The sequence below is a fragment of the Flavobacterium aurantiibacter genome (assembly GCF_002251775.1).
Classification (GTDB): Bacteria; Bacteroidota; Bacteroidia; order Flavobacteriales; family Flavobacteriaceae; genus Flavobacterium; species Flavobacterium aurantiibacter.
In genome coordinates, this window is sequence record NZ_NOXX01000127.1 from 1 (window position 1) to 12,926 (window position 12,926).

9 protein-coding genes are annotated in these 12,926 nt (G+C 41.9%); 6 read left to right on the plus strand and 3 right to left on the minus strand.

Annotated elements, in window-relative coordinates; genetic code table 11:
• Nucleotides 1–966 (minus strand): YifB family Mg chelatase-like AAA ATPase (locus CHX27_RS02285; RefSeq protein WP_133063395.1); only part of this gene is annotated, 966 nt, incomplete at its 3' end.
• Nucleotides 967–1,130: 164 nt separating this feature from the next.
• Between CHX27_RS02285 and CHX27_RS02290 the strand changes: the two genes are divergently transcribed.
• The 4 genes from CHX27_RS02290 to CHX27_RS02305 all read left to right on the plus strand — a co-directional run bounded on the left by CHX27_RS02290 (nt 1,131) and on the right by CHX27_RS02305 (nt 6,200).
• Entirely contained in the window at nt 1,131–4,103 is a 2,973-nt protein-coding gene (locus tag CHX27_RS02290) for an amidohydrolase family protein (protein WP_094485149.1), read from the plus strand.
• A gap of 1 nt (nt 4,104) precedes the next feature.
• On the plus strand, nt 4,105–5,391 hold the full coding sequence (locus tag CHX27_RS02295) for an amidohydrolase family protein (protein WP_094485150.1): 1,287 nt from the start codon (nt 4,105–4,107) through the stop codon (nt 5,389–5,391).
• 12 nt (nt 5,392–5,403) lie between these two features.
• Nucleotides 5,404–5,760 carry a bleomycin resistance protein gene (locus CHX27_RS02300; RefSeq protein WP_094485151.1) on the plus strand — a complete coding sequence of 119 codons (357 nt, stop codon included), beginning with the start codon at nt 5,404–5,406 and terminating at the stop codon, nt 5,758–5,760.
• Between the two features lie 65 nt (nt 5,761–5,825).
• Complete coding sequence (locus CHX27_RS02305) at nt 5,826–6,200, plus strand: PH domain-containing protein (RefSeq protein WP_094485152.1); 375 nt, start codon at nt 5,826–5,828, stop codon at nt 6,198–6,200.
• Nucleotides 6,201–6,931: 731 nt separating this feature from the next.
• On the opposite strand, the gene CHX27_RS02315 is transcribed toward CHX27_RS02305, so the two are convergent.
• The gene (locus CHX27_RS02315) at nt 6,932–9,400 is read right to left on the minus strand and encodes a LamG-like jellyroll fold domain-containing protein (RefSeq protein ID WP_094485154.1); all 2,469 of its coding nucleotides are present in this window, start codon (nt 9,398–9,400) and stop codon (nt 6,932–6,934) included.
• A gap of 141 nt (nt 9,401–9,541) precedes the next feature.
• Here CHX27_RS02315 and CHX27_RS02320 point away from each other — a divergent pair, with 141 nt between their 5' ends.
• Together CHX27_RS02320 and CHX27_RS02325 are read left to right on the plus strand one after the other, a co-directional pair.
• Nucleotides 9,542–10,285 carry a LytR/AlgR family response regulator transcription factor gene (locus CHX27_RS02320; RefSeq protein WP_094485155.1) on the plus strand — a complete coding sequence of 248 codons (744 nt, stop codon included), beginning with the start codon at nt 9,542–9,544 and terminating at the stop codon, nt 10,283–10,285.
• Nucleotides 10,282–12,129, plus strand: a complete 1,848-nt coding sequence (locus tag CHX27_RS02325; protein ID WP_094485156.1) for a tetratricopeptide repeat-containing sensor histidine kinase — start codon at nt 10,282–10,284, stop codon at nt 12,127–12,129. Before CHX27_RS02320 ends, CHX27_RS02325 begins: the two co-directional genes overlap by 4 nt.
• Nucleotides 12,130–12,194: 65 nt before the next feature.
• Here CHX27_RS02325 and CHX27_RS02330 read toward each other — a convergent pair whose 3' ends face one another.
• Nucleotides 12,195–12,596 (minus strand): TerB family tellurite resistance protein, encoded by a 402-nt coding sequence (locus tag CHX27_RS02330; protein WP_094485157.1) that lies wholly within the window; start codon nt 12,594–12,596, stop codon nt 12,195–12,197.
• Between the last annotated feature and the right edge of the window lie 330 nt (nt 12,597–12,926).

Sequence of the window (12,926 nt, forward strand, 5' to 3'; positions counted from 1 at the left end):
TAAAGGTTGGCGCATCACTTCGAGAACTTCGCGTTTAAATTCGGGTAATTCGTCGAGAAACAAAACGCCGTTATGCGCCAAAGAAATTTCTCCAGGCTGTGGAAAACTACCGCCACCAACCAAAGCCGCCGACGAGCACGAGTGGTGCGGACTCCGAAAAGGTCGTCTCGAAATTAATCCTGCCGATTTTACCTTTCCCGCTACCGAATGAATTTTTGTGGTTTCGAGCGCTTCTTGCAAACTCATTTCAGGTAAAATAGAAGGCAACCGTTTGGCAAGCATTGTTTTTCCCGATCCGGGTGGGCCAATTAAAATGATGTTGTGTCCGCCTGCAGCAGCAATTTCCATACAGCGTTTAATTCCTTCCTGTCCTTTTACATCTGCAAAATCGAGATCGCGTTCCAATTCGTGCTCTTGCGGTACAGCTATTTGAGGTTGCTGAGGCGTTAAACTGAGTTGTCCGGAAAGAAAACCAACAATTTCCGACAAATTAGAAATGCCATACACATCAAAACCAGCAACGATAGCCGCCTCTGCAGCGTTTTGTATCGGAAGTAAAAAACCTTTAAATCCATCGGCTTTTGCTTTGATGGCAATGGGCAGTGCACCGCGAATGGGCTGCAAACTACCGTCTAAAGACAATTCGCCCATGACGATAAATTGTTCGATTTCAGACGCTTGTAACTGTCCCGAACCGATTAAAATTCCGATTGCCAGGGTTAAGTCGTAGGCCGATCCTTCCTTGCGTAAATCGGCTGGCGCCATATTCACAGTTATTCGCTTTCCCGGAAAATTATAGCCCGAATTCTTCAGCGCAGCTGCAATGCGGTAACTACTTTCTTTAACGGCACTGTCGGGTAAACCAACCAAATGGTAGCCAATTCCTTTGTCCATGTGGACTTCAACAGTAATAGTGGTTGCATCGACACCAAAAACGGCACTTCCGTAAATTTTAACTAAAGGCATATATTCAAAAAATTAGGCTTAGATGCAGCGAAGGTAAAAAGGTGCTGAAAAATAATTTTACGGAAAAACCGTAAATATTAAAAAAGAGAAGTTTTCAAGCAGATTTATCATTTAACAAGGTCACTCAACCGTATTTTACTAAATTTGGTCGATAATCTTACAGTATGTTTAAAAAATTAAAGGTTTTGCTGCTGTTTCTGCCAGTAGCACTTCACGGTCAAATTTACTTTCCCAACAACGAATCTACTCAGGTTCAAACCACAAAAAATCAAGCATTTACGAATTGTAAAGTTTACACAGGAAACGGACAATTGCTTGAAAATGCCACAATTTTAGTTTCGGATGGCATCATCAAAGCAGTAGGTCAAAATTTGAGTGTTCCTAAAAATTACCTTGTCGAAGATTTGCAAGGATTATCTGTTTATCCTTCATTCATAGACATTTACAGCAATTTCGGAATTTCAAAACCCAATTCAAACTACCGCAATTCACCTGTTTACGATTTACCGGCAAAAGGCTTTTACTGGAACGACAACATCAAAGCGCATCAGCAAGCCGTGTCGCTGTTTAATTTTGATTCGGAAAGAGCAGAGTCGTTTTTAAAGAACGGATTCTCAACAGTAGTTACCCACCAGCGCGACGGCATTGTTCGCGGAACGGGAGCCGCTATTTCGCTACTGCTCGAAAATTCGGCTAAACGCATTCTCAATCCTAAATCGGCAACGTTTTACAGCTTCGATCGGAGTGTGGCAGCCATACAATCGTATCCAAGTTCGTTGATGGGAAGCATTGCTTTGCTACGTCAATTTTATAACGACGCTATTTGGGCAAAAAACAACGGTATTCAAGATGCCGACTTACAAGCGTTTAACGAACAATTATCGCTTCCTAAAATATTCGAAGTACGCGATCATCAAAGTGCGCTTCGTGCCCTAAAACTTCACCAAGAATTCGGATTTCAAACCATCGTTAAAACCAGCGGAACAGATTATCTAATTTTAGACGATTTGAAAAAAACGCAAAGTGCCGTAATCACTTCACTTGCGTTTCCTGAAGCCTACGACGTTTCTGATGCAAACCTTGCCAATCAGATCGACTTTTCCGACCTACTTTATTGGAATCAAGCACCTGCAAATGCGGCTTCTTTAGCAAAAAACAACATTCCGTTTGCCTTTACTTTAGCTGATTTAAAAAAGACAGACGAGTTTCGAGCCAATGTTCAAAAGGCAATACTATATGGCTTAAGCCCCGATAAAGCTCTTGAAGCACTTACCACAACACCCGCCAAATTAGTTGGCTTGGATTCGAAAATGGGAAGCATTGCTGTAGGCAAACAGGCAAATTTCATCGTTGCTAACGGTCCGCTATTTACACCCGAAACCGTTTGGTATGAAACGTACACGCAAGGAGTTCCCTACGTGCTGGCAGATCGCAAACAAATCGACATTCGCGGTACGTACAAACTCAGTATGAACAATCAGGAATTTACGGTAAAAATCACTGGAACTACGGCAGCAGCACAATCGGAAGTTACCGACTTGGCCGGCGTAAAATACAACTCCAAACTAAGCTATTCACGCGACCGTTTGCAACTGTTGTTAAAACCCGCCGACTCACTTACCACGAATTTTAATCGACTCTCAGCCAACGTGGTTAATGCCGAAAATATAGCCGGAACAGCGGTTTTACTCGATAATAAAACTGTGCCTTTTACTTTACAGAAAACAGCAGCTGCAGAAAAAGCAACACCTGAAAAAGCACCAAAACCTTACGAAGTTTTGCCTGCGCGTTTCCCGAACGGCGCTTATGGTCTCGCTAATAAAGCAACGAAAGAAGACCTGTTATTTAAAAATGCAACCGTTTGGACCAACGAAAAAGAAGGCATACTCGTTCAAACAGATGTTTTAGTAAGCAACGGAAAAATTAAAGCCGTTGGAAAAAATTTAGCCGCGGGCACTGCAAAAGTAATCGATGCAACAGGCAAACATTTAACGAGCGGCATCATCGACGAGCACTCGCACATCGCTATTTCTAGTGGCGTAAACGAAGCCGGACATAATTCGAGTGCAGAAGTGAGTATACAAGATGTGGTCGATGCAACCGATTTAAACATCTATTTGAATTTATCGGGTGGTGTAACTACCTCGCAACTGCTGCACGGCTCCGCGAATCCGATTGGCGGAAAATCGGCAATCATAAAATTAAAATGGGGCGAAAATGCCGCAAACTTATTGTTTCCAAACCAACCGGGATTCATAAAATTTGCGTTAGGTGAAAATGTGAAGCAAAGCAATTGGGGCATTCAAAATCCGTCGCGTTACCCGCAATCGCGTATGGGGGTTGAGCAAACTTTTGCCTACTACTTTGATAAAGCGGTGGCGTATAAAAAGGAATGGGCCGACTACCGCGCTTCCAAAAGCAAAGGATTAGCTCCGAGAAAAGACGCTGAACTAGAAACTTTAGTGGAAATTCTCGATGGGAAACGTTTCATTACCTGCCACTCTTATGTACAATCGGAGATTTTGATGCTCATGAATTTGGCGGAGAAATACAATTTTAGAGTGAATACGTTTACGCATATTTTGGAAGGATACAAAGTGGCCGACGAGATGAAGAAACACGGCGCGGCAGCTTCTACCTTCTCTGATTGGTGGGCATATAAATTTGAAGTTAACGACGCCATCCCATACAACGGCGCACTGATGCACAAACAAGGTGTTTTAGTTGGATTTAATTCAGACGATGCGGAAATGTCGCGCCGACTGAACCAAGAAGCAGCAAAAGCAGTGAAATACGGCGGTGTGAGTGAAGAAGATGCTTGGAAATTTGTGACATTAAATCCGGCGAAAATGCTCCATATCGACGATCGCGTGGGAAGTATTAAGGTAGGAAAAGATGCCGATTTGGTTTTATGGTCTGAAAATCCGCTTTCGGTTTACGCTAAGGCAGAAAAAACCTTGATTGACGGAACTATTTACTTCGATCGCGAACAAGCCGAAAAACTTCGTTTGCAAATGCATGCCGACAAAGGGAAGATTTTTAGTCAACTTTTGGAAGAGAAAAATAAAGGAATGATTACCATTCCGCCGAAAAAAACCGAACCAAAGCACTATCACTGCGACACCTTAGAACCATAAAATGAAAAAGTTAACACTATATATCTCGTTATTTACGCTTGCTTTCTTTACAGCACAAGCGCAACCCGCACCCAAACAATCGGAATCGATTTTAATTACCAATGCCATCATTCATACTGGTACGCTGCAAGTGATTGAAAGTGGCGCTGTCGGTTTTGATAACGGAAAAATAACCTACGTGGGTGCAGCAAACTCGGCACCAAAAAACAGCTTCAAAAAAGTGATTGATGCCAAAGGAAGTCATATTTACCCAGGCTTTATCGCGACCAATTCAACCTTAGGTTTGCTCGAAATCGATGCCGTTAAAGCCAGCGACGACATGGCCGAAATTGGTAAATACAATCCGAATGTTCGAAGTATTATCGCATTCAATACTGAATCGAAAGTGATTGAAACGGCGAAACAAAACGGCATTTTATTGGCGCAAATCACACCAAGAGACGGACGCATCAGCGGAAAATCGTCGATTGTAAATCTCGATAGCTGGCACTGGCGTGAAGCCGTCATTAACGAAGACGAAGGGCTTCACATTAATTTCCCGCGAACGTTTGGCAGAGATTGGTCGGACGGCAGCGGAAAACTATCGGTTGCTAAAGACTACGACAAGCAAGTAGCCGAATTAGAAAACTATTTGAAAATCGGCATTGCCTACCAAAACCAAACTAACGAACAAGAAAACGAGCCGTATTTTGCTATTGCCAACTGGTTTAAAAATGGTGGAACGCTGTATATTCATGCCAACGAAGCGCAACAAATGACCGATGCGGTTTTAATGGCAAACCGACTCAACATCAAAAAAATTGTTCTAGTTGGCGCTTCCGACGCTGATCAAATTACCGATTTACTCCAAAAATATCAGGTTTCAGTACTAATCGAACGCGTTCACAGCTTAATCTCGCACGACACAGATCCGGTAGAAAAACCGTATGCAATGCCTGCCATTTTGCGCAAAGCCGGAATTATCGTGGCTTTGGAAAACAGCTCGGAAATGGAACGCATGAACACGCGCAATTTGCCGTTTATGGCAGGTACTGCGGCAGGATTTGGCTTAAGCAAAGAAGAAGCGTTGCAATTAATTACGTTACATGCCGCGAAAATCTTGGGAATCGACAACCAATACGGTTCGTTAGAAGTAGGAAAATCGGCAACTTTGTTGGTTTCGACCGGCGATGCACTCGACATGCGTGGAAATAACATCACACAAGCATTCATCGACGGCCGCTCCATCGATCTGCAAACGCACCAAACCAAATTGTACGAGAAGTATAAAACAAAGTATCAGCAATAATCTGTTTACCAATTGATTGAACACATTCACCCGAAACTTCCGATGCGAAACCGAGCACAAACCGTTGAATTTTACGAGAAATTCTTAAAATTCGCCGATGTGAGCGCAATGCCGTATCCCGAGTATCTGATTTTGGAAAAAGACAACTGCGAACTTCATTTTTTCTTGTTTGAAAATTTAGTTCCCGAAGAAAATTACGGACAAATTTACCTGCGCGTACGCGATATAAAAAGCTTTTACAACGAACTGTTATCGCGAAATGTACCGATACATCCGAACGGAAATTTGGAGGAAAAACCGTGGGGACAGCTTGAATTTTCGATGCTTGATCCCGACAACAACTTACTTACTTTTGGTGAAAGCCTGTGAGTTTTGAATACCGCGCGCTGGCTAAAAACAATTACTTAATTTTGAACACTTAAACGAATATACACATGGGAATTTTTAATGCCATTTTAGGAAACGCTTCTGAAGCCAATATTGCCGATTTAGAAAAAGAATTTCAGCCTATACTCGTAGCCGGCGAGCATATCGAAAAAGGCTATAAAATCATAAAAGATCAGTTTATTTTTACGAATAAACGGTTAATTTTAGTGGAAAAACAATTGGTGGGCAGCAAGGCAGAGTACTTGAGCATTCCGTACAAGAACATCAACAAATTCAGTAAAGAAAGCGCAGGTTTGTTGGATTTAGATGCCGAGTTAAAGATTTGGGTACGCGGCGAAGCACAGCCAATTAGCAAGCAATTTGGTAAAGGCGGCAACAACATCAACGAAGTGTATCAAATTCTGGGCGCTTACGTTTTGTAAATGTTCAAATAGGTAAAGTCGGCTGCTCTAGGTTTAATAATTTTCGCCGATTGCGGAAAACACAAGAAGAATACTAGCTATGGTATTCTTTTTTTTGCGACAAATTTAGGTAGCATGCAATTATGCAATTGATTTTAATAGCACAAGATTTTTTATTTGGGCGCATCGCGGCGGCAGGCAAGTGGTGGAAATTTGTGTGCCGCCCCGTCCCGCCTTCGCCTTTACTCCTCGCCTATTCCGCTGCGCTACATGCGGCTGTGGGGTATCGGCTCAATCGGTTGCGCGGGTAACGTTACCGCGATTCGTTCTCTGGAAAGATGGTTCGTGCACGCTGTTGCGTTACCGAGCGACATGAAAAGGAAAAGAAATTTACAACCAACTCTGCGAGAGTTTTAAACTCTCGCAGAGTTGGTTGAATTACGACCTGACTGGAGGTAATCGATTTCGCGATTCGTTCTCTGGAATGATTGTTCGTGCACGCTGTTGCGTTAGCGGGCGGCGCGGAAATGAAAGCGCCGACAGTAGATTGAGGCTTGGCTTTACAAGGCGACGCCAGGAGCCCTTTTAAAGCCGTTGCCGAAACGACTTTTGCCGCTTGAATTGCAGCAAGCACGCGACGGCGCCGGAGGAACGACCCGCCGGAACGCCCAAATTTTAATTCGAAAGATCTACACCAAAAAAGAAAGGCAGCCTTTACAGACTGCCTCTCCCAAAAAACTACTACTACTGTTTTAATTTTTGATCAGTTTATGGGTGCTGATCTCACCAGATTTATCAACAATTTTCAACACATATACATTTGAAGGCAAAGCACTTAAATCGAATTTACTTTGCTTAGATTCCAATACCAATTGGCCGTTCATCTGGAATACGAGAACTTTTTCAATTTGCATTTCGCTATCAATTTCAACGATACCGTTGGTTGGATTTGGATACACCGAAACCGTGTTTTTTGTTTTAATTAATTCAGTAACACTCAAGGCATTGTTATTGAATAACTCGGTAACTTGTGAAGCAGAAAGTGCCACATCGTAGATTTTTAAATCGTCTACCAACGCATCAACGGTATTGGTTGCTGTTGGGCCTTCGTTGAGCAATCTGCCCAAACGCATGGTACTTCCTTGCGTATTTAAATTAGCTGAGCCTGTGAAATAGAGGATGTTATCGCGGTAAAACTTAAGCTGTCCGTTACCATACGTGATTACATAATGATACCACTTATTGGTGATGATAGTTCCGGGATAAAAAATATTGTTGAGCGACGATCCCCACAAGTACACATTAACCAAAGTACTGTTTTCCTGAATTCCTAAACCTTGTCCCGCCACCGTTGAGCCGTACCCGAAAATGTTATTTTCAAGAAAAATCGTGGTATAGTTTGCCCAAAATGAAATGGTCCTTTCTGAATTTCCTTGCGGTAACGGACGGTTTGCTGGAGGCGTTGCAGTTACCGAACTACCTGGAATAAGTTTTAAGGCTGAAGCGGCATTTCCAAAACGATCGTTTGCAAAGCTGCTGGCATTTCCGCTGGCAGTTTGAAAGCCGTAATCGCCAATTGTGTCTAAATGTGAGTTGTCGAATTTAAATTCGTGGATGGGTGTCGGCGCATTTGCATTGGTTAATGTGGTAAAACTACCATCGACATTGATGATGTCTCCCAAATTAGATTCCACTCTTATGCGGTACGTGTAAGGAGTACCCGAAATTAAATTCTGGAAAATCTGCTGTCCTGTTAGGTCTAATACCATTTGCGAATAGGTTGCTACAAAAACAGCGGTATCGGCATCAAAAGAACCTTGATCCAGATAAATCAACACGTTATAATTTACGTCAATATTAGCACCTAAAACACTGAAATCTAATTGTGCTGAATTGGTAGTTACGTTACTCAGTACATTTGATGTTACTGCCACAGATGGTACAGTAGCGGTGCATGCATAGGGAGTTTGCACATTGGAAACACTGTTTGTAGCGCGAATGGAATACGCAAAATCGGTGTTTGGAGAAAGTCCGGTTACTGTAAGACTACCGCTCACAAAGCCTTGACCTGCCGGAATCGTAAGCGTTGCATTGCCGATATTAACGGGCATGGCAGGCGTATTAGGACAAGGCGTGTAGAGCAATTCAACCAAAGTTTGGCTTCCTCTTGGATTGACTTCGAAATCGACAGTAAAAGAAGTTGGCGATGTTGCGATTACATTAGTATTTTGGATGATTGGCACATCTACAATAAAACTAGAAGTTGTAAATGTGAATGTATTTGATGTTGCAGATCCCAAACCGTTTACCGCCGTTGCGCGAACGTAGTACGTTGTTTCTGGAAGCAAGTTAGATAATGGCACTGAGATAAGTTGTGTATTTGTTCCGGTAACTTGGTTTGGCAGTTGAATAACACTTCCAAACGCGGGTGTGGTACCATATTCTACTGTAAGGGTTGTAGCGTTTGAATTGGCATCAACAATACAGACAGCAGTTGCGTAGATGTCGGCAACAGGATTAACATTAACTGAAATGGTTGGTGTTGCAGCATCGTTTGCAATTTGTTGGACTTGCAACGGCGTTAATTGCGTATCGTAAAAAGCAAGATCGTCCATATAGAACGTATTTCCAGTAGATAAATCGTTACTCATACCTACCGAAAAATTAGCACCAATTAAATTAATAACTGCTTGTGGTATTGCCGAAATCTGTACGCCATTTTGGTAAACGACAAAACCATTTGTACCGTTGGTTACTGCAAAGTGGTTCCAAACGTTACCCGCGAAGTTTGTTATCGGAGCATTTGCGTACACAAATTGCCCGTTGTCGGCGTAAAAACTTGGATTACTTCCGCCGAGAATGCCCAAACTGAAACCAGCATTATTGATGCTTCCGTTTCCAAGTCCAAACATATCAATGTTACCCGGACCAAACTGTGCATTAAAATTTGCCCAAAAAGTAACTGAACGGCTGGCCAAACCAGTCAGATAGCTCGGAATATTACCGGTAGCCACAGAACTTGCGTTGCCGTTAAAAAAATACGAAGCACCAGTAGTACCTGTTCGCGCCGGACCGTAAGCTGGCGACGCGCAAGTTAATGTAGTCTGATTGTCGTCTGAGGTAAGATTATTGTTAAACGAAAATTTGAGTACGGGCTGTTGCGCTAAAACAGCTGTGGGGAGCAGCGCGTACGTGAGCAGTGATAGTAGAGTTTTCTTCATAATTCCTTAAAAATTTAGACCAAAACTAAAACCACAATCTGCTCGTAATTAATGTATTTACACGAATGGTATAAAATACTTCACGAACGGAAGCTTTTTTACGTTAACAAAAATTTTAATTTTACAGCATAGACAAGAAATATGACAGTTTTATTGGTTGATGACGAAGCTAATGCCCGGCAACATTTACGCAGTTTGCTCGCCGAGCATGCGCCCGAATTTGAAGTCATCGGAGAAGCCGAAACTGTGAAAGAAGCGGTAAAAAAAATTAATTCCCTGCACCCTAACCTTGTTTTCTTGGATATCGAAATGCCGAATGAAAACGGTTTTGCCTTGTTTGAATATTTTGAAAATCCGCCGTTTAAGACCGTTTTTTGTACCGCTTACGCAGAATTTGCCTTGCGTGCCTTCGAAGTTTCGGCGGTAGATTACATTTTAAAACCGATTAGCATTGAAAAGTTGCAAATGGCTTGCCGAAAAGTTTTGCAGCAGTCGCCCGGAAATTTGAGTAGTCAGATTCAATTACTACGCGAAAGTATGGCCGATCAACGGCTGAGTAAAATTGCTTTGCCGCTTTCCGATGGACTCACTTTCGTAGACTTAAAAAACGTTTTGTATTTCGAAGCCGACGGTTCGTACACGCATGTTGTTACTTTGGCAAAAAGCTATTTAGTGACGAAAAAAATCAAGGAATTTGACGATTTGCTGACACAGAACGAACATTTCTTTCGCTGTCATCGCTCGTATTTAATCAATCTTCAAAACATAAAAAAGTACAGTCGTAAGGACGGAAATTCGATTGTGTTCGAAAATGAAAAGTGGATTCCGGTGGCTCGGGAAAAGAAAGCTGATTTTGAGTTGTTGATAAAATCGCTTTACCTATGAAAAAAGCGCTGCTGTTCCTATTATTGTTTTTGAGCGTGGCTTTACGAGCCCAAACACCAGACGAAATCGAACGAAAACTGCAAGCAAGGACTTTATCGGACAGCGCTCGTGTTGAATTATTGGTTGATTTTTGTGTGGCAAACACCTTTGCAAATCAGCCTAAAAACTTAACGTATGCGCAGAAAGCGTTGCAAATTTCTAGAAAGATCAAATATCCGTTGGGAGAAATTCGCGCATTAAACTGTGTGGGCAATTATTACTACCAACAAGCGATATACGACAAAGCCGTTACCTATTACACACAAGCCCTACGTTTAGCTACTCGTTTAAAAATGACCGATAACATCGTCATCGGAAATAGCAATTTGGCATCGGTTTACACACGCGATAAAAAGTTCGAAAAAGCGTTGGTCTTGCTACAGGAAGCAGACAAAATTTTACTTGAAACCGGTTCTAAAGACAATCCGAAACGGGCGCCAATTCTAACCAATTTAGGAATTGCTTACGGTGATGTATCGCAATATCAAAAAGCTATTGAATGTCACGAAGAAGTATTGCGAATCTGCGAATCTGCGAAAATACCGTTCGGAATCATTTTGGCGAAAAGTAATATTGGTTCGTGCTATTATAAGCAAAATCAGTTTGAAAAAGCGATTCCATTTTTGCAAGCAGCGATACGAATTGCAAAAGAGAACGAAGCGTCGAATTTACTCGGACAACCATTAGCCGAACTTGCTGTGTGCTATCAAAAGAAAAAAGATTACACCCGAGCAACTGCCTTATTGAACGAATCGATTGCCGTTTCGGAACCCATTAACGACCAACATAACTTATTAACTGCCTATCAAAAACTCCATGAATTAGCGTTTGAAACCGGCAATTATTCAAAAGCATACAAAACGCTCTTGCTCTACCAAAGCAAAAAAGACAGCGTGTATACTATTGAAAAAGAACAAGTTATTACAAGATTATCGGAAGCTTTTGAATCGGAAAAGAAAGAATCAAAAATTAAGGGATTGCTGCAAGAAAAACGAATTACGGATTTAAAAAATCAGACGCAAGAGCGCACGATCTGGATTTTAATTCTTGTTTTTTTGTTGCTGGCAGTATTGGCTTTTGCGTTGTTCAGAAGATATCAAAACCGAAAGAAGAATGAATTGTTGCGTGCCAGTTACGAAGAAGCAACACGAACGTTAATGGCTGAAAAACGAGCAACTGAAAGTGAACTTACTGCTTTGAAAAGTCAGATGAATCCGCATTTTATTTTCAATGCTTTAAACAGTATTCAGCATTTGTTTATGTATGGCGATAAAGTAGTCGCAAACAAACAAATGGAAAACTTTACAACGCTAACCCGTGAAATTTTGAGCTTTTCGGGTAAACGAAGCATTACGCTAAGCGCTGAAATCGAATTATTAAAACGATATTTAGAATTAGAGAAGATGCGTTTTAACGACGATTTTGAGTATAACATACATGTGGGAACCGAACTAGATCCAGATTTTGACAGCCTGCCTCCAATGATCTTGCAACCGTTTGTTGAAAATGCGTTGAAACACGGCTTGTTGCATAAAAAAGGTAAAAAGAGACTAGAAATTTCCTTTACTGAAACCAACAGCACTTTGTTGTGCACGATTTACGACAACGGAATTGGAAGAAAAGCTTCGAAAGAACTAACAGAAAAGAGCGTACAACATGAGTCGTTTGCTACTTCTGCCATCGATAAGCAGCTGGAATTACTAAATACCGATGAAACCACTTATTCGGTTACCTACGAAGATTTATACGAGAATGGTGCTGCAGCGGGAACTCGGGTCGTTTTAAAAATAACGCATAGAGAATAGACAAAATCTCATCGAAAAACGGCAACGCTGATAGTAAACTCGTAATAATAAGAGCCCAAATCCATTTAATTGTGTTGTTCCCGAAATGTATCAAGAATTAGCGCGGGATCGAGTGTTCGTTTTGGAGCGCTTTTCATTAACGCAAGTAAACGCTTGCAAGCAGATGGATTTAACCCCATGTCGATTGCGCTTTGGCAGATGGCAATTTCTTCTTTTTCATGCAAAACACCGTCGGCATGCATGAGTAATGCCAATCGATAGAATTGTTGAATGCGGTCGAATTCGGAGCGAAGCACGTTGGGTTTCGGTTCGGCATGGAAAAGTTGTTTGAATTCCTCCTGCGGGACATGGAGCATCTCGGCGATGTATGAGAGCAAACGATATTCTTTTTCGTGGAGTTTTCCATCGACTACCGAAAAGGCAATCATATCGGCTAGAAGTTGCAGACGTTCTTGTTGAGTGGTCATTTGGTTGGCATTGTAGGCTGCAAAGATAGCGATAGTTGAATATTTTGGGAATTTAAATATTGGGGAAGTTGGCATTCTAGAGGCTCATGCTCAGGTGTAGCAACACGTTCCACAAAGTTTTTCGCAATGTACACAACGCAGCCTTCGACAGGCTCAGGCGACGACGATACGTGGATTTGGTTGAGCAGAATGAAACGAAAAGTGGTGAATTCATCAAATCTTAATACTTAATACTCTTGTCTAAATACTTAATACTCCAATCTTAATAATACAAAAAAACCGCTCTGCGAACTTTGCGGAAATCTTCGCGTCCTTTGCGGTAGAACCTTT

Bases quoted from the DNA above. Each gene is read 5' to 3' on its own strand.
- CHX27_RS02325 (WP_094485156.1), top strand. From the start codon at position 10,282: ATGAAAAAAGCGCTGCTGTTCCTATTATTGTTTTTGAGCGTGGCTTTA.
- CHX27_RS02330 (WP_094485157.1), bottom strand. From the start codon at position 12,596: ATGACCACTCAACAAGAACGTCTGCAACTTCTAGCCGATATGATTGCC.
- CHX27_RS02320 (WP_094485155.1), top strand. From the start codon at position 9,542: ATGACAGTTTTATTGGTTGATGACGAAGCTAATGCCCGGCAACATTTA.
- CHX27_RS02290 (WP_094485149.1), top strand. From the start codon at position 1,131: ATGTTTAAAAAATTAAAGGTTTTGCTGCTGTTTCTGCCAGTAGCACTT.
- CHX27_RS02305 (WP_094485152.1), top strand. From the start codon at position 5,826: ATGGGAATTTTTAATGCCATTTTAGGAAACGCTTCTGAAGCCAATATT.
- CHX27_RS02295 (WP_094485150.1), top strand. From the start codon at position 4,105: ATGAAAAAGTTAACACTATATATCTCGTTATTTACGCTTGCTTTCTTT.
- CHX27_RS02315 (WP_094485154.1), bottom strand. From the start codon at position 9,400: ATGAAGAAAACTCTACTATCACTGCTCACGTACGCGCTGCTCCCCACA.